The sequence below is a fragment of the Stenotrophomonas sp. 22DLJC03 genome, assembly GCF_056861405.1.
Genome location: NZ_JBSPUG010000004.1, coordinates 285588 through 307573, shown reverse-complemented (window position 1 = coordinate 307573; position 21986 = coordinate 285588). Strand labels below are relative to the sequence as shown.

Sequence of the window (21986 nt, the reverse complement as noted above, 5' to 3'; positions counted from 1 at the left end):
GCAGGCGCCTTCACAAGATACCTGCGCATACTTTCAAAGATCTTGGGAAGTGGCCTCAGCGCCGTTCCCGTGTGCTGCGAAGTTTCCTTCGTAGCGAGCCGCCCATTATGCCAGACTTTTTCAGTCCGTCAACACCTTCGTTCGATCATCTCGTTCGGCGGTGGTGGGCGCCCTGTTGTCGCTGAAGCCCCTTGGTGGCGACCCCTGCGACGGGGGAGGAGAAGTATGTCCCCATTCCGGTCATTTGTGAAGGGGGTGTGGCAACTTTTTTTGCTGGATGTTGCGTTCATTCATCCATCGCACGCTGCGGGAGGATTCCGCGAAGAGCAGCCGAGCGCGGCTATGCCGGGCGTCCTTGCCCGCCCCCCCTGCGGGCCGTCGCAAGCGACGTTGGCAACGGCTCCTGCCGTTGCCTTCGGCTCTACAAGAGCACAAGGAAGGGCCGGCTGGCGCCGGCCCTTCCTTGTATCAGGCAGCGACCAGGCGTACGCGGGCGAAGGTGCGCTTGCCGACCTGCAGCAGACCCTCGAAGCCCGGCTGCAGCACCTGCTGGCCGTCTTCCACCACTTCACCGTCCACCTTGACCGCACGCTCCTTGAGCTTGCGGTTGGCCTCGGAGTTGCTCGGGGTCAGGCCCGCCGCGGTCAGCAGCGCGGCGATACGCAGGCCTTCGGCCGGGATCGCCACGTCCTGCAGCGGCAGCTGGGTGATGTCGCCCTGCCCGGTCACCGCCGCTTCCCAACCGGCAACCGCCTGTTCGGCCGCTGCGGCGTCATGGAAGCGGGTCGCCAGCTCACGGGCCAGACGCAGCTTGACCACGCGCGGGTTCAGGCCGCCATTGGCCACCTGCTCGCGCAGCTGCACGGCTTCGGCCTGGCTGATGTCGAAGGACAGCAGCTCGATCCAGCGCCACATCAGGGTGTCGTCCACCTTCATGGTCTTGGTGACGATGTCGATGGCCGGCTCGCTGATACCAATGTAGTTGCCCAGCGACTTGGACATCTTGTTGACGCCGTCCAGGCCTTCCAGCAGCGGCATGGTCAGCACCACCTGCGGCTTCTGGCCGTGGTGCTCCTGCAGGCCGCGGCCCATCAGCAGGTTGAACTTCTGGTCGGTGCCGCCGAGCTCGACGTCGGCTTCCAGGGCCACCGAGTCGTAGCCCTGCACCAGCGGGTACAGGAACTCGTGGATGGCGATGGACTGCTGGGCGGCGTAGCGCTTGGCGAAATCGTCGCGCTCGAGCATGCGCGCCACGGTGTGCTGGCCGGCCAGGCGGATCATGTCGGCCGCGCCCATCTTGCCGAACCACTCCGAGTTGAAGCGGACTTCGGTACGGCTGCGGTCCAGCACCTTGAACACCTGCTCTTCATAGGTACGGGCATTGGCCAGCACGTCGTCCTTGCTGAGCGGCTTGCGGGTCAGGCTCTTGCCTGACGGGTCACCGATCATGCCGGTGAAGTCGCCGATCAGGAAAATGACCTGATGGCCGAGGTCCTGGAACTGGCGCATCTTGTTCAGCAGCACCGTATGGCCCAGGTGCAGGTCGGGCGCGGTGGGGTCGAAGCCGGCCTTGATCCGTAGCGGGCGACCTTCCTGCAGGCGCGCACGCAGATCCTCGAGCTTGAGGATCTCGTCGGCACCGCGGCCGATCAGGGCAAGGGCTTCTTCAATCGAGGACACGTGACTACTCCCGGCAACGCCGATTCTTGTGTGGGGTGTTAAAGCAAAGTTAACCCGATTGGCTTCACAAAAGCCAATGGGCACAAGGGTTTGACGCCGTTTTCTCAGGTGTCTATGGTAACCGGCGATCAGGCCCGCGCTCCCGGGCTGCCAGGAAAGAACCGCCGATGCACAATTCCGAACAAGGGCGCGCACGCAAGCAGCGCTTCCAGGAACGCCTCCACGTCCTGCACGACAACGCCCTGCATCGGAAGCTCAGGCAACATCTTCCCGCCGCCTTCAATGAGCGCTGGACCCGCCGCCATTGGATGCATGCCAGCCTGTTCGCGACCATCGGCGCCCTGGTGGCGACGATCGTTCCCGGCTTCTCGCACACCATCGATGCGCCCTTCGCCGACAGCCATACCAGCCTGGCGCTGCCGTTGCCGCCGCTGACCATGGCCCGACAGCAGCAGGTGCCCGGTGACAGCTGGCAGGTGCTGCGCGTGCAGCGCGGCCAGACCCTGAGCGACCTGTTCGACAAGGCCGGCATCCCGGCTACCACCCTGCACCGGGTGCTGGACCATCCGGGTGCGCGCGAGGCGCTGACCAAGCTGCGCCCGGGTGCCGAGATCGCCTTCGACATGCCGCTGTCCGGCGACCTGCGCAGCATCCGCTTCGACCGCGATGCCGACAACCGGGTCGAGCTGAGCCTGTCCGGCGACGACATCAAGGAGAAGGTGACCAAACGCGAGACCTCCACCCGCACCGTGGTCACCAGCGGCGAGATCACCAGCTCGCTGTACGCTGCGGCCCGCCGGGCCGGGCTGTCGCCGTCGGCGATCGCGACGATGACCGACGACATCTTCAAGTACGACATCGATTTCTCGAAGGACCTGCAGCCGGGCGACCGCTTCAGCGTGGTGATGGATGAAACCTGGCGCGAAGGCGAGAAGGTGGACACCAGCAAGATCCTCGCGGCCACCTTCACCACCGGTGGCAAGACCTATTCCGGCTTCCGCTTCGACCGCAACGGCAAGTCCGAGTACTACGACATCAACGGCCGCTCGCTGAAGAAGAGCTTCATCCGCATGCCGATCCCGTTCGCGCGGCTGAGCTCGACCTTCGGTGCGCGCAAGCACCCGGTGCTGGGCAAGATGCGCATGCACAAGGGCGTGGACTACGCCGCGCGCACCGGCACCCCGATCATGGCCGCCGGCGACGCCCGTGTGCAGTTCGCCGGCGTGCAGCGCGGCTACGGCAACGTGGTGATCCTCGACCACGGCCGTGGCCACACCACCCTGTACGGCCACATGTCGCGCTTTGCGAGCATCCGGACCGGCCAGCGCGTGGCGCAGGGCACGGTGATCGGCTATGTCGGCTCGACCGGCCTGGCGACCGGTCCGCACCTGCACTACGAATTCCGCGTGAACGGCGAGCATCGCAATCCGCTGACCGTGACCATGCCGCCGCCGGAGCCGCTGAAGGGTGCCGAGCTGGTCGCCTTCCGTGCGCAGACCGCGCCGGCGATGGCCCGCATCCAGGGCATGGAGAAGCTGATCTACGCCGACGCCAGCCCGACGCCGACCGGCCGCGACGAGGCCGCCCCCGAGGTGGCCAGCGCCAAGGACAAGCAGACGACCGGCCGCAAGCGCGGCTGAGCCCATGCGTTGACGAAGAAGGACGCGGCAGCCCAAGCTTGCCGCGTCCTTTTTTTATGCCTGCCATGAACACGACTGCCGACAGCGACGCCCCCCTGTACCTTGGCCTGATGTCGGGCACCAGCGCCGACGGCATCGATGCCGCACTGGTGCAGTTCCCCGCCAGTGGTGGCTGCCGCTTCGTGCATGGGCTGACCGCCCGCTGGGAGCCGGTGCTGCGCGCGCGGCTGGTGGCGCTGGGCGAAGGCGGGCCGCTGGATTCGCTGGAAGAGCTCGGCGAACTGGACGCGCGGATTGCGATCCGTTTTGCCGAGGCGGCCAACCAGCTGCTGGCCGAGGCCGGCGTGGACCACAGCCAGGTGCGCGCGATCGGCTCGCATGGGCAGACCGTGCGCCACCGGCCACTGGCCGACCCGGCGTTCACCGTGCAGCTGGGCGACGGCAACCGCATCGCCGAGCTGAGCGGGATCACCACGGTGTGTGATTTCCGTCGCCGTGACGTGGCAGCCGGAGGCCATGGTGCGCCGCTGATGCCGGCATTCCATCTGGGCATGCTGGGCACTGCCGATGAAGACCGCGCAGTGCTGAACCTGGGCGGCATCGCCAACCTGACCCTGATCCCGCGCGAGGGCGCGGTGCGTGGCTACGATACCGGCCCGGCCAACGCGCTGATGGATGCCTGGTGCCAGCGCCACACCGGCCGCACCTTCGATGCCGACGGCGCGTACGCGGCCAGTGGCGCGGTGGACGAGGGCCTGCTGGCGGGTTGGCGCTCGGACCCGTGGTTCGCACTGCCGCCGCCGAAGAGTACCGGCCGCGAGCAGTTCCACCTGGCCTGGGCCGAGGCGCACATGGGCGAAGGCCAGTACACCGCCGCCGACATACAGGCGACGTTGCTGGAGCTGACCGTGGCGACGGTGGTCGATGCACTGCTGGCACAGCAGCCGCAGACACGGCGCCTGCTGGTGTGTGGCGGCGGCGTGCGCAATACCCAGCTGATGAGGCGACTGGCGGCGCGGCTGCCGGGGGTGCAGGTGGAGTCCAGTGCGGTGCACGGTCTGGACCCGGAGTACGTGGAGGCGATGGGCTTTGCGTGGCTGGCACAGCGGACGATGGACGGGCTGGCCGGCAACCTGCCGAGCGTCACCGGGGCGAAGGGCCCGCGGATCCTGGGCGCGATCCACCTGGCCTGAGCGGGGCTACATCCGCCGGGCATGGCCCGGCGCTACCCCGTCGGCAGCATCCCGGCAGCGCCGGGCCATGCCCGGCGGGCAGGTATCGCGGCGACCAGGTGTCAGGTCAGTCGAAGCCCTGCCCTGCGGGCAACGCCTGCAGGGCGGCGATGGCATCGGAAAGAGCGTCCACTTCGGGGTCACCGAAGCCGGAGCGGACTTCCAGTTCACTGCTGAACAAGCCCTGCTCCAGCAAGGCCTCGCAGGTCTGTTCATGGGTCCAGCCGCGAGCGACCGCGACCCGTCGGATGCGTTCCAGCAACAGCGGGTCCAGATCCCGCAGCACAACGTCGGCCATGCTCACTTCCCCGTTCGCAAGGCACCGCCCCCTCGGCGCGTCGGGGGCGATGATCCCGCAGACCGGGCGGGCAGGCAATCAGGTCGAGCTGGCGGCCTGGCGACGACGCTGCTGCAGGATCAGCAGGGCGCAGAGGATCACCACCGGGATCGCCACCAGCGCGGTGCCGACGAAGAACAGCGCGTAGCCTTCCAGCAGCGTCCGACCCTGTGCGAGCGTCTGTACCGACCATCCGGAGAGCCCCTTGAGCGCCTTGCCGGGCATCGCGTAGAACGAACTCAGCAGCGCGTACTGGGTTGCGGTATATCCGATGCTGGTCAGGCTCGACATATAAGCGATCAGCGCCGTACCGGCGAAACCGCTGGCGAAGTTGTCGATTGCCATGGCCACGGCGAAATGGGTCGTGTCCGGGCCCGAATAGGCCAGCCAGGCAAACGCCAGGTTGGAGGCCGGACCCAGCACGGCACCCACCATCAGCGCCGCCAGCACCCCCCAGCGAACCGAGACCAGGCCCGCCGCAGCAATGCCGACGAAGGTCGCGACCAGGCCCACCGAGCCACGCACAGCGCCAACGGTGTCCTCGTCCAGGCCAAGATCGACGTAGAACGGATTGGCCATCGGCCCCATGACGAAGTCGGCCATGCGATAGACGCTGATGGCCACCAGGATCAGGATCGCGCCACTGCGATGCTCGCGGACGAAGGCGATGAACGGCCCCGCCACGGCGTCGAACAATCCGCGCGGCGTCCACAGGGAGGTCGCCTGTGCCTGCACGGCAGCCACTTCCCGCGCGGGTTCACGGGCCATGACCACGGCCACCACGCCAAGTGCCATCAGCACGGCCATGATCTCGTAGGAGACCTGCCAGCCAACACGGGCCGCGATGATCAGGATCAGCGCATCGGTGACCAGCAATGCAGTGCGGTAGCCCAGTGCGGAGGATGAGGTCAGCAGTCCAAGCTGCTCGCTGTTGTCAGCACTTTCAATGCGCCAGGCATCGATGACGATGTCCTGGGTGGCCGAGGCAAACGCCACGATCACAGCCATCACGCCGAACACGACGATGTGCTGCCAGGCGATACCCAGGAACTGGATCTGGCCACCCTTGGGCTGGACCAGCGCCATGCCGACCAGGCCCACCACCACGACCAGCTGCGACAGCAGCATCCAGCCCCGGCGGCGACCAAAACGACCGAACAGAGGCACATCGGTCTTGTCGACGATTGGCGCCCACAGGAACTTCATGGTGTAGGCCAGCCCGACCCATGACAGGAAACCGATCGTGCTCAGCTCGATGCCTTCCTTGCGCATCCAGAAGCCGAGCGTGTTGCCCACCAGATAGATCGGCAGGCCGGAACTGAAGCCGAGCAGCAGCATCGCCAGCACCTTGCGCTGGCTCAGGTTGGACACCACCTGCTGCCACGGCCGACGCGGCTTGGCAGCCTCGGTCACAGGTCGTAGTCCACGATGAACGGAGCGTGGTCGGAGAAGCGCTCATCGCGATAGATCGAGCAGCTGCGCAGGCGGTCACGCAGGCCCGGGGTGATGAACTGGTAGTCGATTCGCCAACCGACATTGTTGGCACGGGCGGCGCCACGGTTGCTCCACCAGGTGTAGTCCTCGCCGGTGGGATTGAGCAGGCGGTAGGCGTCGGCCCAGCCGCGGCCGGTGGCGACATCGGTTGTCTGGCTATGGTCGGCGCACAGGGCGTTGAGCCAGTCGCGCTCTTCCGGCAGGCAGCCGGAGTTCTTCTGGTTGGACTTCCAGTTCTTGATGTCCAGCGCCGAACGCACGATGTTCCAGTCGCCACACAGCACGTAGTCGCGGCCGCTGCGCGCCCACTCCTCGAGGATCGGCCGCAGCCATTCCATCACTTCGAACTTGAAGCCCTGGCGCAGGTCGCCCGAGCTGCCGGACGGGATATAGAAGGAGACCACGCTGAGGTTGCCGTAGCGCGCCTCGATGTAGCGGCCTTCGTCGTCGAACGGAGCCCAGCCCAGCGAGGTGATGACCTGGTCCGGCTCGCGCTTGCTGTAGATCGCCACACCGCTGTAGCCCTTCTTGGTGATGGCGTCGCGGTAGAAGCAGTGGTGGCCGTCCGGACGGAACATCGGGTCGGTCAGCTGGTCTTCCTGGGCCTTGGTCTCCTGGATGCACAGGACGTCGGCGTCCTGGGCACGGAACCAGTCGAGGAAGCCCTTGGTCGCGGCGGAACGGATGCCATTGGCGTTGAAACTGATGATGCGCATGCGGGGGACCTGCGGCGGGAAACCGGGCAAGCATACCGGTTGCCTGCCGGGCTGCGCAGTCCGCCAGGCACCGCCCGGGCACCCTTCACAAAGTGCTGGACGAGCGCGAAACGCCCAGCTGGATTAGGATTTGTGCTCCAAATGAAGATGAATCGAGTTTTGATGAGCGACCACCGTCACCGTTTCCTGCAGCTGGCTTTGACCGCCGATGCCCTGCGCTTCGGCCAGTTCACCCTCAAGTCCGGCCGGCTGAGCCCCTATTTCTTCAACGCCGGTCGCTTCGACTCCGGCTCCCTGCTGTCGCAGCTGGGCGCGTGCTATTCCGACGCCATCGACGCCAGCGGGATCAAGTACGACGTGGTGTTCGGCCCGGCCTACAAGGGCATTCCGCTGGCCACCGCGATGGCCTGCGAGCTGGCCCAGCGTGGCCGCGACCTGCCGCTGTCGTTCAACCGCAAGGAAGCCAAGGCCCATGGCGAAGGCGGCCAGCTGATCGGCGCCGACATGAATGGCAAGCGCGTGCTGATCGTCGATGACGTGATCACCGCCGGCACTGCGATCCGCGAAGCGCTGGGCATCATCCGCGACGCCGGTGGCATCCCGGCCGGCATCGTGGTCGCGCTGGACCGCCAGGAGATCGCCTCGGACACCGACCATCGCTCCGCCGCACAGGCCGTGGCCGAAGAGGCCGGCATTCCGGTGATCGCCGTGGCGACGCTGGCCGACCTGCTTGATTTCGCCTCCGGCAACCCGGAACTTGTCGGTTACCGGCAGCCGCTGGAAGCCTACCGGGCCCAGTACGGCGTCCGTTCGATCCGCTGACCGACCCAGGGGAAAGGTCATGTCCCGAGTTCCTGCTGTTCTCTTCGCCGGCCTGCTGCTGGCCCTGCCGTTCACCGTGCCGGCGCAGTCGCGCGACAGCGGCAAGGCGGAAAAGAAGCTGTACTGCTGGAACGAGGGCAAGGAGCGGATCTGCAGTGATTCGCTGCCGGCCGATGCGGTCAACCATGCCCGCGAGGAGTTCAACGCGAAGAGTGGCCTGCGCAATGCGCAGGTCCAGCGCGCGTTGACCGACGAGGAGCGCGCTGCCGCCAGCACCGTGGCGCAGCAGCAACAGCTGGACTTGATGGCCACGCAGACCCGCCAGCGTACCGAGCAGGCGATGCTGTCCACCTATGGCAGCGAGGACGACCTGCGCCGGGTGTTCACCGAGCGCCAGGAAGTGCTGGACAACAACCTGAAGACTGCCGAGTACAACGTCACCAGCCTGCGCGAATCGCTGGTGGCGCTGCTGTCGGCCGCCGGTGACCGTGAGCTGGCCGGCGGCAAGGTGGCCGACAAGCAGGCCGAGGCGATCCGCCAACGGCATGTGCAGCTGCAGGCGCAGCAGCGCCTGCAGGCCGGATTCCTGCAGCAGCAGCAGGCATTGAAGGCCGAGATCGACAGCAGCCTGCAGCGCTATCGCGAGCTCAAGGGGCTGGTGCCAGCAGATCAGGCCCCCTGATTCCCCTGTAGCGCCCAGCCCATGCCCGGCTCAGCGTGACCTCGGCAAAGAGCAGCCGAGCATGGGCTCGGCTCTGCAGCAGGTGCGGCTGGTTACGGTTTGGCCGGCGGAATTTATGCACTCTTTACGCGTCGGCCCGGTCCGGCGCGTAGTGCGTTTATGGGGGGCAGGACGACGATGACGGCCTGAGGTGGAGGGGTTCCACCAGGACGCTAATGCAATGTCCCCCTGGCTGTCGTTGTTGTGTGGCGTCGTGGTGCTGGTCGCCGCCGCCTATCTTCTTTATGTCGTGCTGCGGCCCGAGTCGTTCTGAGCGGAGACTGCCATGACTGAGATTATTGTCATTCTTGCCGCCAGCCTGCTGCTGGCCTGGCCGTTGGGCCTTTATCTGGCGCGCGTGATGCGTGGCGCGCCGATGAAGGTCGACGTTTTGTTCCACTGGATCGAGAAACCGCTGTACAGGGTGTTCGGCGTCGACCCGTCGCGCTCGATGTCCTGGCGCGGCTACGTGCTGGCCTTCGTGCTGAGCAACGTGGTGGTGGCGGTGCTGACCCAGGCGGTGTTCATGACCCAGGCCTGGCTGCCGCTGAATCCGGACCAGATCCCGAACATGCGCTGGGACACCGCGCTGCACACGATGATCTCGTTCCTGACCAACACCAACCAGCAGCACTATTCGGGCCAGGCGCAGCTGTCCTACCTCTCGCAGATGACCGGCATCACCGGCCTGCAGGTGGTGACGCCGATGATGGGCCTGGCGCTGGCGGTGGCCACACTGCGCGCGTTGTTCTCGCGTTCGCCGCAGGGCGCAGCGGCCAGTGGTACCGGTGATGACCGCCAGGTGGCGGTGGGCAACTACTACGTGGACGTGGTGCGCCTGTGCGTGCGCTTCCTGCTGCCGCTGTGCCTAGTGTGGACGCTGGTGCTGACCAGCCAGGGCGTGCCGTCGACGATGGCCGGTGGGCCACAGGCGACGCCTATCGATGCCAGCGCTGGCATGGCCGAACAGAAACTGCCGCTGGGCCCGGTGGCGGCGATGGTCGCAGCCAAGCAGCTCGGTGCCAACGGCGGCGGCTGGTACGGCCCGAACAGCAGCTTCCCGCTGGAGAACCCGACGCCGGTTTCGAATGCGCTGGAAATCGTTGGCATCCTGCTGGTGCCGATGGCAGTGATCTTCATGATCGGCGCGTTCACTGGCCGACGCCGCTTCGGCGTCCTGGTGTTCAGCTGCATGCTCGGCATGTCGCTGCTGTCCACCGGCGCCATGGTGTGGAGCGAGGGCCACAGCGCCAGCGCCGCCACGCCGCTGCTGATGGAAGGCAAGGAGGTACGCTTCGGCGCGGACGGCACTGCACTGTGGGCAGCGGTGACCACCCAGGTCTCCAACGGTTCGGTGAACGGCATGCACGATTCGCTGGCACCACTGAGTGGCGGCATCGCGATGGTCAACATGCTGGTCAGCGCGATCTGGGGCGGTATCGGCTGCGGCCTGCAGCAGTTCATCGTGTACCTGCTGCTGGGCGTGTTCCTGGCCGGGTTGATGACTGGGCGTACGCCGGAACTGTTCGGCCGCAAGCTGGAGACGCCGCAGGTACGCCTGCTGGCCCTGCTGGTGCTGCTGCAGCCGATCACCCTGCTGGTGTTCACCGCGATAACCCTGGCCGTGCCCGGCCTGGCCGGCACCTCCAACCCCGGTTTCCATGGCATCAGCCAGGTCTTCTACGAGTACGTATCGGCCTATGCCAACAACGGTTCGGGCTTCGAAGGACTGGGTGACGCCACGCTCTGGTGGAACCTCAGTTGCTCGCTGGTGCTGCTGCTGGGCCGCTTCCCGCTGCTGATCATCCCGCTGGTGGTGGCCGCACAGCTGGCCGCCAAGCGCCAGGCACCGGAATCGGCCGGCAGCCTGCAGATCGAAACCCCGACCTTCGCCCTGACCCTGGTCTCGGTGATCGTCATCCTGACCGTGCTGCAGTTCATGCCGGCGCTGGTACTCGGCCCGATCGCCGACCACCTGAGCCTGGGACTGCACTAAGGACACCCTGATGAGTACCCAAGCAAGTTCAACCCGTAGTACCCATGCACCGCGCCCTGCCCTGCTTGATGGCGCCGGCCTGCGCCGTGCGCTGATCGAAGCGGTTCTCAAGCTGTCGCCGATGCATCTGGTGCGCAGCCCGGTGATGGCGGTGGTGATGGCCGGCACGATCGTCGCCGCAATCGTCACCCTGACCGGCAACGCGCCGCTCGGCTTTGGCCTGGCAGTGACCGCGATCCTGCTGGTGACCGTGCTGTTCGGCAACTTCGCCGAAGCCGTGGCCGAAGCACGTGGCCGTGGCCAGGCCGCGTCGCTGCGGCGTGCCCGCCAGGACCTGGTGGCACGCCGGCTGGCCGCGCCGCAACCGGGTGCCGCCGAAACCCAGGTGCCGGCCGCCGAACTGCGCCCGGGCGACCACGTGATCGTCAGCGCCGGTGAGCTGGTGCCGGCCGATGGCGAGATCGTGCAGGGCCTGGCCACCATCAACGAAGCCGCGGTGACCGGCGAATCGGCGCCGGTGCTGCGCGAGGCCGGTACCGACCGCTCCGGCGTGATCGGCGGCACCAAGGTGCTGTCCGACCAGATCATCGTGCGGGTGACCGCCGAACCGGGCCACAGCTTCCTGGACCGGATGATCGCGCTGGTGGAAGGCGCCAACCGCCAGAAGACTCCGAACGAGATCGCGCTGACCCTGTTGCTGGCGGCGATGACGCTGACCTTCCTGGTGGTGGTGGCAACGCTGCCGGCCATTGGTGCCTCGGTCGGCGTCAAGGTCGACCCGCTGCTGCTGATCGCGCTGCTGGTGTGCCTGATCCCGACCACCATCGGCGGCCTGCTGCCGGCCATCGGCATCGCCGGCATGAACCGTGCGCTGGCCGCCAATGTGCTGGCCAAGTCGGGCAAGGCGGTGGAAGTGGCCGGCGACGTCGACGTGCTGCTGCTGGACAAGACCGGCACCATCACCTACGGCGACCGCCAGGCCAGCCATTTCCATCCGCTGGCCGGCATCGACGCCAGCCAGCTGCGCGAAGCAGCACTGCTCTCTTCGCTGGCCGACCCGACCCCGGAAGGCAAGTCGATCGTGCGCCTGGCGCGCGAACAGGGCTGCGCCACCGCCGAACCGGAGCAGGCCGAGTACCTGGCGTTCAGTGCGCAGACCCGCATGTCCGGCGTGGATCTGGAACATGGGCGGCAGATCCGCAAGGGCGCCGCCGATGCGATCCGTGCCCACGTACAGGCGCTGGGCGGCAACGTGCCGGCTGAACTGGCCGGTCGCGTCGAGCAGGTTGCACGCAATGGTGCCACCCCGCTGGTGGTGGCCGAAGGTCGCCACGTGCTGGGCGTGATCGAGCTGTCGGACGTGGTCAAGCACGGCATGCGCGAGAAGTTCGCGCAGCTGCGGGCGATGGGCATCCGCACGGTGATGATCACCGGCGACAATCCGCTGACCGCCGCCGCCATCGCCGCCGAAGCCGGCGTCGACGACTACATCGCCGAAGCGCGCCCGGAAGACAAGCTGGCACGCATCCGCCAGGAACAGGCCGGTGGCCGCCTGGTGGCGATGGTCGGCGACGGCACCAACGACGCACCGGCGCTCGCCCAGGCCGACATCGGCCTGGCAATGAACTCCGGCACGCAGGCGGCAAAGGAGGCCGGCAACATGGTCGACCTCGATTCGGATCCGGCCAAGCTGCTGGCAGTGGTGGAAGTGGGCAAGCAACAGCTGATCACCCGCGGTGCGCTGACCACCTTCTCGCTGGCCAACGACGTCTCCAAGTACTTCGCGATCCTGCCGGCCCTGTTCGCCGCCGCCGTGCCGACCATGGCCGCATTGAACGTGATGCAGCTGTCGAGCCCGCGCAATGCGGTGCTGGCGGCGCTGATCTTCAACGCCCTGGTGATTCCCGCCCTGATCCCGCTCGCCCTGCGTGGCGTGCGCTTCCGCCCGGCCACTGCAACCGCGCTGCTGCGCCGGAACATGCTGGTGTACGGCCTCGGCGGCGTGCTGCTGCCGTTCGCAGCGATCAAGGCGATCGACCTCCTTCTTGTCCTGGTATTCGGCGCATGAACCGTACTGCTTCCACTTCATCTTCCCTTCCGCGCGAACAGAAGGCCGAGGCCCGCATGGCCAGCCTGCAGGATGGTGCCAGCTGGCGCCCAGCGATCGGCCTGGGCCTGGCCACACTGCTGCTGGCGGGTGCGGTCTACGCCGGCATCGCCACCGGTTTTGCCGGCCTGGCGTACCCGACCCAGGCCGAGGGCAGCCTGCTGCGCGATGGCAACGGCCAGGTTCGCGGCTCGGCGTGGCTGTCGCAGCCGTTCACGGGTGACGGCTATTTCCAGGCGCGTCCGTCGGCGGCCAACTATGACCCGATGGCCGCTGCCGGTTCCAACATGGCCCGCAGCAACCCGGCCCTGGCCGAACGTGTTGCCGCCAGCACTGCTGCGGTCGCCGCGCGCGAAGGCGTCACCCCGGCGCAGGTACCGGCGGACCTGGTCACACAGTCCGCGGGTGGCCTGGATCCGCAGCTGTCGCCGGCCGCGGCGCAGCTGCAGGTGGCACGCGTGGCGCGCGCCCGTGGCCTGCCGGTGGAGCGCGTGCAGGCCCTGGTGCAGGCGCATACCGAGGGACGCCAGTGGGGCCTGTTCGGGCAGCCACGGGTGAACGTGGTGACGCTGAACTTCGCACTGGACCACGCGGCCAAGGCACCGTGATGCCGGCCTGCACCGGCTGCGCGCACAATGGCGGCCATGACAGCGGCACCCATGACTGATGCGCGTACCCGCCAGGCCGATGCCCTGGTCGAAGGCCTGCAACGCGAAGCCGGCGGCAAGCTGACCGTGTTCCTCGGTGCGGCGCCGGGCGTGGGCAAGACCTACACGATGCTGACCCGCGCGCAGGAACAGCTGCGCCGCGGTGTCGACCTGGTGGTGGGCCTGGTGGAAACCCATGGCCGTGCCGATACCCAGGCATTGCTGGAAGGCCTGCCGCAGCTGCCGCTGAAGGACGTGGATTACCACGGCCACACCCTGCAGGAGATGGATCTGGATGCCGTGCTCGCACGGCATCCGGCGCTGGTGCTGGTGGACGAACTGGCGCACCGCAATGCGCCGGGCAGCCGCCACGAGCGGCGCTGGCAGGATGTGATGGAGCTGCTGGACGCCGGCATCGACGTTTGGACCACGGTCAACATCCAGCATCTGGAAAGCCTCAACGATGTGGTGATGCGCATCACCGGCGTCCGGGTCAGCGAGACTGTGCCGGACGGTGTGCTCGACCGCCTGCATGACATCGTGCTGGTCGACCTGCCGCCACGCGAACTGATCGCGCGCCTGCAGCAGGGCAAGGTCTATGTGCCCGAACAGGCCGCGCAGGCCCTGCAGGCATTCTTCTCGCCAGCCAACCTGACCGCGTTGCGCGAACTTGCGATGCAGGAGGCCGCCGACCGCGTCGACAGCAGCCTGCGCGAAGCACGGGCGGCACGCGGCGAGAGCAACCTGCCGCTGCGGCGTGGCGTGTTGGTGGCCATTGATGGCGGCGGCCAGAGCGAATACCTGGTGCGGGTGGCGCGGCGCATCGCCGAACGCCGCGACGCGCCGTGGACGGTGGTGACCGTGCAGGGCCGGCGCCAGGACGAGGCGACCCGGCGCGAAATCGATGCGGCCTTTGCACTGGCACGTCGGCTGGGCGGCGACGCCGAACTGCTGCATGGTTCGAGCATCGCCGATGCCCTGCTCGACCATGCCGCGCACAACGGCGTGTCGACCCTGGTGCTGGGCCGGACCCGCGAACGTCCGCTGGCGCGGATGTTCAACCGCACCCTGACCCAGCAGCTGATCCAGCGCGGCGCGCACTACGAGATCACCATCATCAGCACCCCGCAGGCGCGGGCGCGCTCGCGCCGCGAGGGCCTGCTGCCGCCGGTGCGCGGCATCAGCTACGAGCCAGCGCAGGCGCTGATCGCTACCGCAATGGCCTGCGCAGTGGCGTGGCTGGCCGAGCGCTGGGTCGGCATGGCCGACCTGTCGATGGTGTTCATCGTGGCGGTGGTAGTGGTGGCCGCGCGCACGCGCGCCAGCGTGGCGGTGATGGCGGCGATCCTGTGTTTCCTCGCCTACAACTTCCTGTTCATCGCGCCGCGCTTCACCTTCGCCATCGGTGCACGCCAGGGCGTGATCACCGTGTTCCTGTTCCTGGCCGCCGCCTTGGTGGCCGGACGGCTGGCCTCGCGCTTGCGCATGCAGGTGATCGCGCTGCGTGCAGCCAACCGCCATGCGCGTGCGCGCCAGCAGCTGGGCCGGCAGCTGGCCAGTGCGGCCGGCAATGGCGAGGTCGCACAGGCCGGCAGGCTGGCACTGGAACAGGCAATGGACGTTCCGGCGTGGCTGCGCATTGGAACAGACACCGCGGCCGGTGGTCGCAGCCAGCCGGGGGACACCGATCTGGCCGCCGCCGACTGGGCGCTGCGCCATGGCCAGCCCAGCGGCCGCTTCACCGATACCCTGGCCGGTGCGCAGTGGTGGTTCCTGCCACTGCTGGATGGCGAGGACCGCGCCATTGGCGTGGCCGGCCTGTACCTGCCCGGCGCGCAGGCGCGCCTGCTGCCCGAGCAACGGCAGCTGGCCGAGGCAATGGTCGATGACATCGCCCAGGCCGCGCTTCGCACACGGCTGGTGGCCGAACTGGAACAGGCGCACGTCAGCAACGAGACCGAGCGGTTGCGCTCGGCCCTGCTCTCTTCGGTGTCGCACGACCTACGCTCGCCACTGGCGGCGATGATCGGTTCGGCAGACAGCCTGGCCAGCTACGGTGCGGCGATGGATACGGCTGATCGCCGCGCCCTGCTGGACACCATCCTGGTCGAGGGCGAACGGCTGGACCGCTACATCCAGAACCTGCTGGACATGACCCGCCTCGGCCATGAAGGGCTGAAGATCAACCGCGACTGGATCGGCGTGGACGAACTGATCGGCTCGGCAGCGCGACGCCTGCAGCGCTATCAGCCGAAGGTGCGGCTGGAGCTCGACATTCCTTCCACGCTGGCGCCGATCTGGGTGCATCCGGCGCTGGTCGAACAAGCCGTGTTCAACGTGATGGAGAACGCGGCCAAGTTCTCGCCGCCCGACGCCGCCGTACAGGTACAAGCGCGCGAGCTGGACGGCCAGCTGCGCATCGACGTGATCGATGCCGGCCCCGGCATTCCCGACGACGAGCGTGCGCGCATCTTCGACATGTTCTACAGCGTCGAACGCGGTGACCGCGGCCGCCACGGCACCGGTCTTGGCCTGACCATCTGCCAGGGCATGATCGGTGCGCATGGTGGCAGCGTGCAGGCGCTGCCCGGGCGCGACGGTCGCGGTACCCTGATCCGCATCACCCTGCCCCTGCTCAAGCCAGTCTCCCACGATGAGTCCGACCCCGATTGATGCCAGCGTCCCGGCCCCGCGCGTGCTGGTGATCGATGATGAAACCCAGATCCGCCGGTTCCTGGACATCAGCCTGCGTGCGCAGGGTTACCAGGTGCGGCAGGCCGCCACCGGCCAGGAAGGCCTGCAGCTGGCCGCCAGCGAGGACATGGATCTGGTGATCCTGGATATCGGCCTGCCGGACATGGAAGGCCACGAGGTACTGGAACAGCTGCGGCAGTGGAGCCAGGTGCCGGTGATCATGTTGACCGTGCGTGCCGGCGAAACCGAGAAGGTGCGCGCGCTGGATACAGGCGCGAACGACTACGTGACCAAGCCATTCGGCACGCAGGAACTGATGGCGCGGGTGCGGGCATTGCTGCGCACGCGCAGCGTACCCAGCGACGGCACGCCGCCGGTGTTCGACGACGGCCACCTGCACGTGGACCTGGTGCGCCGCGAAGTGGCACTCGATGGCGAGCCGGTGGCATTGACCCGCAAGGAATACGCGTTGCTGTCACTACTGCTGCGCAACGCCGGGCGGGTGGTGACCCAGCCGCAGATCCTGCAGGAGATCTGGGGACCGACCCACCAGCACGACACTCATTACCTGCGCATCCTGGTCGGCAAGCTGCGGCACAAGCTGGGCGATTCAGCGCTGGATTCGCGCTACCTGTTCACCGAGCCAGGCGTGGGTTTGCGGTTCAAGGGTTGAGGCGTGTCGACCAAGGTCGACACCTACCAGAGCCAACCCTGGTCGGCACCTGGGGGCAGAGCCCGTGCCGTTCCGACAGCTCGCGGGAAACTGTCGAAGGCGGGGTGGGTCCGGTTGCGGGGGTGTCCGCGGCATGGATGCCGCGGCCAAGCCCCCAGGGACGGGTTTACGGCGTCCCCCGCAACCGGACCCACCCCGCCATCCCACGGATAGCCCGCTTTTGACGTTGATGTTGCTGTTGCTTCGGCGGGTGCCGGGCGCGGCCCGGCTCCTCCTCAGAACCCCAGCGGGGTGTCGCCCAGCACCGGCTGCAGCTGGCTGCGGAACAGCGCCTGGATGCGTTCCAGTGCCGCCTCGTCGTTGCCTTCGAAACGCAGCACCAGCACCGGCGTGGTGTTGGAGGCGCGCACCAGGCCCCAGCCATCGGGGAAGTCCACGCGCAGGCCATCGATAGTCGACAGCCGACCGCCCACATACGGGTTGTCCGGCGACTGCGCCGCCGCCACCAGCATCGCCACCAGCGCATGCGGCGTGCCTTCGGCCACCGGCACCTTCAGTTCCGGCGTGGCCACCATCTCCGGCAGCTCGGCCAACACCTCATCCGGCGTTTCCTCGCGCTGGGCCAGGATCTCCAGCAGGCGCGCGGCCGCATACAGGCCGTCATCGAAACCGAACCAGCGCTCCTTGAAGAAGAAGTGGCCGCTCATCTCGCCGGCCAGTTCGGCATCGGTCTCGCGCATCTTCGCCTTCATCAGCGAATGCCCGGTCTTCCACATCAGCGGGCTGCCACCATTGCGCAGCACGTGGTCGGACAGCTTGCCGGTGCACTTCACGTCGTAGATCACCATCGCGCCCGGGTTGCGCATCAGCACATCGGCCGCGAACAACATCAGCAGGCGGTCGGCATAGATGGTCTTGCCTTCGCCGGTGACCACGCCCAACCGGTCTCCGTCGCCATCGAAGGCGACGCCGAGGTCGGCGCCGAAACGCTTGACCGTCTGCACCAGGTCTTCCAGGTTGGCCGGTTCGCTCGGGTCCGGATGATGGTTGGGGAAGCTGCCGTCGACATCGCAGTACAGCGGAATGACCTCAGCGCCGATCGCTTCCAGCAGCTGGGGTGCGAGCGCGCCGGCGACACCGTTGCCGGCATCGGCCACGACCTTCAACGGGCGGTCCAGCTGCACGTCGTCGGCGATGCGCTGGATGTAGTCGGCCGCAACGTCGCGCTGCTGGTAGTCACCCGGTTCGGCGGCCTGCACCAGCCGGCCCTCGACGATGCGCTGGTAGAGATCGGTGATCGCATCGCCGGACAGCGTTTCACCTCCGATGACCACCTTGAAGCCGTTGTACTCCGGCGGATTGTGGCTGCCGGTCACGGCCACGCAGGCCCCCGTGCGCAGATGGAAGGCGGCGTAGTACACCAGCGGGGTCGGCGCCAGGCCGATGTCGATCACCGCGCAACCGGCGCGCCTCAGGCCTTCGGCCAGGCCGGCGGCCAGTTCCGGGCCGGACAGGCGGCCATCGCGGCCAATCACCACCTCGCGCAGGCCCTGCTCCAGCGCCACGGTTCCGATGGCCTGGCCGATCAATGCCGCGGTCTTCGGCGTCAGTTCGCTGCCGACCACGCCACGGATGTCGTAGGCACGGAAGATGCCGGCGGCCAGCGCCTCGGCCGGCACCGGTGGTGGCGGCGGTGGCGTGGCATCGCCACTGCTGGTCACGGCGGCCGCCGCTGGCGGAGCCTGCTGCAGGCTTTCACTCAGGGTAGGGCCATGGTCGGCAACCGCCGCAGCGGCGCGACGCGGCAGTGGCAGCGTCTTCGGCAGGCGGCCACGGCCGACCACCAGCAGCACGGCAATGAACGCCAGCAGCAGTGCGACGATGGCGCTGGCCAGCGCGCCCAGGCCCAGCGGCCCGGCTTCGACGTTGGGGACCGCGGCCACCAGGCGCAGCGGAGTGCCGTTGACCGGCCGTGCCAGTGCCTCGGCGCTCTCGGCGAGGCTGGCATCGCCCTGGGTGACCAGATCATGCATACCCTGGCGCAGACCCAGGAAACCCGTAGTCGGTGCACTGACCTGATCCAGCGGCGCGGTCAGCCGCAGCAACGGCTGGCGCACATAGAGCACCGCCGGCCCCAGGCTGCCCAGCTGCACCGGCGCGGCCAGGCCCAGGCGGTTGCCACCGCCATCGCGGACCACGCGCAGGCTGGGCTTGCCTTCGGCCAATGCCGCTTCCAGCAGCGCCAATCGGGCATAGCCAAAGGCGGCCGGGGCAGCGTAGGCGTTGGCCAGATCGGCGGTCAGCACTTCCGCCTGTTCCACGCCGGTCCAGCTCTCGCGCACGGCCAGTGCCGCTGCCGCGGCATCACCGGCCTGCAGCGCCTGCTGCACGCGTTCGTTCTTCAGCTGCTGCTGCAGCTGCTTCAGCTGGCCGGCTGCAGCGTCCTGCAGGCCCTGCACGGCCTGGTCACGCGCTTCTTCCAGCGCCTGCCCATTGGCTTCCTGCCGCCATTGCTGCACCGCGCTCCATCCGAACCAACCGGCCAGCAGGACCAGCAGCACCCCCAGTAGTGGCGCGCTGCGTCCCAACGACCGTCCCCGCTGTCCTTCCCCGATGCCGCTCATCGATGTCCCCCGTCAACGCACCCCGGTATGGCCGAATCCACCCGTTCCCCGCACGCTGTCGGTGAAAGTATCCACCACCTGCAGGCTGACGCGGGCAATCGGCACCACCACCAGCTGCGCGATGCGATCGCCCGGCTCGATGGTGAAGGCTTCACGGCCACGGTTCCAGACGCTGATCAACAGCGGACCCTGGTAGTCGGCGTCGATCAGGCCGGTACCGTTGCCGAGCACAATGCCATGGCGATGGCCCAGCCCCGAACGCGGCAGGATCACCGCGCACAGGTGCGGATCGGCGATATGGATGGCCAGGCCGCTGGGCACCAGCGCGGTATCGCCCGGCTGCAGGGTCAGCGCGGTATCCAGCGCCGCGCGCAGGTCCATGCCGGCGCTGGCTTCGGTGGCATAGGCCGGCAGCGGCCAGCTGTCGCCGAAGCGCGGATCGAGCAGCTTGACCTGCAGCGGTTGGGAAGTGGATGCCTGGGTCATGCCTGGAGTCTCCGCGCGATCAGCGCCAGCAGTTGTTCGGCCAGCTCGCGCTTGGAGGTGGCCGGGAATACCTGTTCACCATCCTGCCAGAAGGCAGTGGCGGCATTGTTGTCGCTCTCGAAACCGCCGCCGCTGATGCCGACCTGATTGGCGATCACCAGGTCCAGGCGCTTGTCGACCAGCTTGCCCCGCGCATATTTCTCCACGTCGTGGGTCTCGGCGGCAAAGCCGACTACCAGCTTCAGCGACTGCGTCTGCGCGGCCACCTCGGCCAGGATGTCCGGCGTGCGCACCAGCTCGATCACCAGCGACTGACTGTCAGCGGTCTTCTTCAGCTTCTGCGGCGCGACCTGGCGCGGCGTGTAGTCGGAAACGGCCGCCGCACCGATGTAGATGTCGGCCGGCAGCGACTTCAGCACGGCATCGCGCATCTGCGCGGCAGAGCGCACATCGATACGCTGCACCCCCGGCGGCGTCGGCAGCTGCACCGGGCCACTGACCAGCACCACTTGGGCGCCAAGCGCAGTGGCTGCGGCGGCCAGGGCAAAGCCCATCTTGCCGCTGCTGCGGTTGCCGACGTAGCGCACCGGGTCAATGTCCTCATAGGTGGGGCCGGCGCTGATCAGCAGGCGCAGGCCCTGCAGCGCGCGGGTTTCCGGCGCGGCAGCCGGTGCCTCGGCACTGCCGTTGGCGGCCAGCGCGGCGACGATGTCACCCGGTTCGGCCAGACGGCCAGGACCGGATTCGCCTTCGGCCAGCGGACCGTCAACCGGGCCGATCACCTGCGCGCCACGCTGGCGCAGCAGGGCGATATTGGCCTGGGTGGCCGGGTGCAGCCACATGCGATGGTTCATCGCCGGGCAGATCGTCAGCGGCGCGGTGCTGGCCAGGCACAGGGTGCTGACCAGGTCATCGGCATGGCCCTGGGCCAGCCGCGCCAGCAGATCGGCGGTGCCGGGGGCGACCACGATGCGGTCGGCCCAGCGGGCCAGCTCGATGTGGCCCATGGCCTGTTCGGCGGCACTGTCCCACAGCGTGGTGCGGGTAGGCTGCCCGGACAGGGCCTGGAAACTGAGCGGAGTGACGAACTGCTGGGCACCGGCGGTCATCGCCACCTGCACCTGGGCACCGGCGTCGCGCAGGCGCCGCACCAGCTCCAAAGCCTTGTAGGCCGCGATCCCGCCTCCGACGCACAACAGCAGTTTCTGACCTTCCAGCGCGCGGGCCGGCGCGGGAGAAGCATTGGGGGAGTCAGCCACCTGGAATTCCTGTGCAAACGAGGGCGGTAGCTTACCCGATGGTCGGTAATGTCCCGGTACACGGCATACATAGCGGGCGGCTATCAGCAGATGGAGTCCGCCCGTATTGACCTGGCAGACGCCGGGCATCGGTTTCGGACCTTTCCTATACCGTTACGACCCCGCCCTTTTGCAGAATCAGACGTTGGCCGCTGTGTGCAGCGGTCCGTTCGATCTCCGAGGAAGCGCGTGCACCCACGCATCATCATCGCCGACGACCATCCTGTGGTCCTGCACGGCATCCGCGTCGTGCTGCAGACCCACCTGATGGACGTGGTCGGCAGTGCGTGCGATGGCGCCGAGCTGCTTCAGCTGGTGGACAACAACGACTGCGATGCAGTGCTGACCGATCTGTCGATGCCCGGCGCCGGGCCGGATGGTCCGGAACTGATCGATGCCCTGCGCGCGTACCATCCCCACCTGCCGGTGGTGGTGCTGACCGGCGCGCGGCATCCGGGCCTGCTTGATGGCCTCCTGCGCGAGGGCATCAATGGGCTGGTCGACAAATGCGCCGATTTCGCCGAGGTGCCACAGGCATTGAATGCAGCACTGGCGGGGCAGGTGTTCGTCTCCCGACAGCTTCGCCACCACCTGCAGGCCCGCGACCTTATGTTCCCGCGCGAACCGGCACCGCTGTCGGCACGCGAGCAGGAGGTGCTGGATCTGCTGGCGGCCGGGCTCAGCGTGAACGCCGTCGCCGAGCACTGCGGGCGCAGTCCGAAGACGATCAGCCGGCAGAAGGCTGAAGCCAAGCGCAAGCTGGGCCTGCAGAACAACCAGGAACTGTTCGACTACCTGCAGACCCGGCGCGACTGAGGT

18 protein-coding genes are annotated in these 21986 nt (G+C 67.7%); 11 read left to right on the top strand and 7 right to left on the bottom strand.

Going from position 1 to position 21986, the window contains the following annotated elements; genetic code table 11:
- Positions 1-468 precede the first annotated feature (468 nt).
- Entirely contained in the window at positions 469-1680 is a 1212-nt protein-coding gene (gene tyrS / locus AC13GA_RS16460; protein ID WP_006388280.1) for a tyrosine--tRNA ligase, read from the bottom strand.
- Positions 1681-1847: 167 nt separating this feature from the next.
- Here tyrS and AC13GA_RS16455 point away from each other — a divergent pair, with 167 nt between their 5' ends.
- Positions 1848-3320 carry a M23 family metallopeptidase gene (locus AC13GA_RS16455; protein ID WP_136639888.1) on the top strand — a complete coding sequence of 491 codons (1473 nt, stop codon included), beginning with the start codon at positions 1848-1850 and terminating at the stop codon, positions 3318-3320.
- A 65-nt stretch (positions 3321-3385) separates the two neighbouring features.
- Complete coding sequence (locus AC13GA_RS16450) at positions 3386-4513, top strand: anhydro-N-acetylmuramic acid kinase (RefSeq protein WP_482998558.1); 1128 nt, start codon at positions 3386-3388, stop codon at positions 4511-4513.
- Positions 4514-4619: 106 nt separating this feature from the next.
- Here the strand turns inward: AC13GA_RS16450 and AC13GA_RS16445 are convergent, their stop codons facing one another.
- From AC13GA_RS16445 to AC13GA_RS16435, 3 genes are all read right to left on the bottom strand, one after another.
- Entirely contained in the window at positions 4620-4850 is a 231-nt protein-coding gene (locus AC13GA_RS16445; protein ID WP_032972567.1) for a hypothetical protein, read from the bottom strand.
- A 78-nt stretch (positions 4851-4928) separates the two neighbouring features.
- Positions 4929-6302: a muropeptide MFS transporter gene (locus AC13GA_RS16440; protein ID WP_049435222.1), complete on the bottom strand. Its 1374-nt coding sequence runs from the start codon at positions 6300-6302 to the stop codon at positions 4929-4931.
- Positions 6299-7099 carry an exodeoxyribonuclease III gene (locus AC13GA_RS16435; protein ID WP_482998557.1) on the bottom strand — a complete coding sequence of 267 codons (801 nt, stop codon included), beginning with the start codon at positions 7097-7099 and terminating at the stop codon, positions 6299-6301. The genes AC13GA_RS16440 and AC13GA_RS16435 overlap by 4 nt, the downstream gene beginning before the upstream one ends.
- A gap of 162 nt (positions 7100-7261) precedes the next feature.
- On the opposite strand from AC13GA_RS16435, the gene pyrE reads away from it, so the two are divergent.
- The 8 genes from pyrE (at position 7262) to AC13GA_RS16395 (ending at position 16759) form a co-directional block, all read left to right on the top strand.
- Entirely contained in the window at positions 7262-7921 is a 660-nt protein-coding gene (gene pyrE / locus AC13GA_RS16430; RefSeq protein WP_253079054.1) for an orotate phosphoribosyltransferase, read from the top strand.
- A gap of 19 nt (positions 7922-7940) precedes the next feature.
- Positions 7941-8603 carry a hypothetical protein gene (locus AC13GA_RS16425; protein WP_136639891.1) on the top strand — a complete coding sequence of 221 codons (663 nt, stop codon included), beginning with the start codon at positions 7941-7943 and terminating at the stop codon, positions 8601-8603.
- Between the two features lie 220 nt (positions 8604-8823).
- Positions 8824-8916, top strand: coding sequence for a potassium-transporting ATPase subunit F (locus tag AC13GA_RS16420; protein WP_012509821.1), 93 nt, complete (start codon positions 8824-8826; stop codon positions 8914-8916).
- Between the two features lie 12 nt (positions 8917-8928).
- Positions 8929-10638 carry a potassium-transporting ATPase subunit KdpA gene (kdpA, locus tag AC13GA_RS16415; protein ID WP_482998556.1) on the top strand — a complete coding sequence of 570 codons (1710 nt, stop codon included), beginning with the start codon at positions 8929-8931 and terminating at the stop codon, positions 10636-10638.
- A gap of 10 nt (positions 10639-10648) precedes the next feature.
- Positions 10649-12706, top strand: a complete 2058-nt coding sequence (gene kdpB / locus AC13GA_RS16410) for a potassium-transporting ATPase subunit KdpB (RefSeq protein WP_100435505.1) — start codon at positions 10649-10651, stop codon at positions 12704-12706.
- Positions 12703-13353, top strand: coding sequence for a potassium-transporting ATPase subunit KdpC (gene kdpC / locus AC13GA_RS16405; RefSeq protein WP_482998555.1), 651 nt, complete (start codon positions 12703-12705; stop codon positions 13351-13353). The genes kdpB and kdpC overlap by 4 nt, the downstream gene beginning before the upstream one ends.
- 51 nt (positions 13354-13404) lie before the next feature.
- A complete protein-coding gene (locus AC13GA_RS16400) occupies positions 13405-16065 on the top strand; it encodes an ATP-binding protein (protein ID WP_480983153.1) in 2661 nt (886 codons plus the stop codon).
- The gene (locus AC13GA_RS16395) at positions 16046-16759 is read left to right on the top strand and encodes a response regulator transcription factor (RefSeq protein ID WP_136639896.1); all 714 of its coding nucleotides are present in this window, start codon (positions 16046-16048) and stop codon (positions 16757-16759) included. The genes AC13GA_RS16400 and AC13GA_RS16395 overlap by 20 nt, the downstream gene beginning before the upstream one ends.
- Before the next feature lie 275 nt (positions 16760-17034).
- Here AC13GA_RS16395 and AC13GA_RS16390 read toward each other — a convergent pair whose 3' ends face one another.
- From AC13GA_RS16390 to coaBC, 3 genes are read right to left on the bottom strand one after another with little or no spacing between them, the layout of a single operon-like run.
- Positions 17035-19383 carry a phosphomannomutase/phosphoglucomutase gene (locus AC13GA_RS16390; RefSeq protein WP_482998554.1) on the bottom strand — a complete coding sequence of 783 codons (2349 nt, stop codon included), beginning with the start codon at positions 19381-19383 and terminating at the stop codon, positions 17035-17037.
- Positions 19384-19395: 12 nt separating this feature from the next.
- A complete protein-coding gene (dut, locus tag AC13GA_RS16385; protein WP_005407763.1) occupies positions 19396-19869 on the bottom strand; it encodes a dUTP diphosphatase in 474 nt (157 codons plus the stop codon).
- Complete coding sequence (gene coaBC / locus AC13GA_RS16380) at positions 19866-21128, bottom strand: bifunctional phosphopantothenoylcysteine decarboxylase/phosphopantothenate--cysteine ligase CoaBC (protein ID WP_136639898.1); 1263 nt, start codon at positions 21126-21128, stop codon at positions 19866-19868. Before coaBC ends, dut begins: the two co-directional genes overlap by 4 nt.
- 228 nt (positions 21129-21356) lie before the next feature.
- Between coaBC and AC13GA_RS16375 the strand changes: the two genes are divergently transcribed.
- Positions 21357-21983: a response regulator gene (locus AC13GA_RS16375; RefSeq protein ID WP_046984104.1), complete on the top strand. Its 627-nt coding sequence runs from the start codon at positions 21357-21359 to the stop codon at positions 21981-21983.
- Positions 21984-21986: the final 3 nt, after the last annotated feature.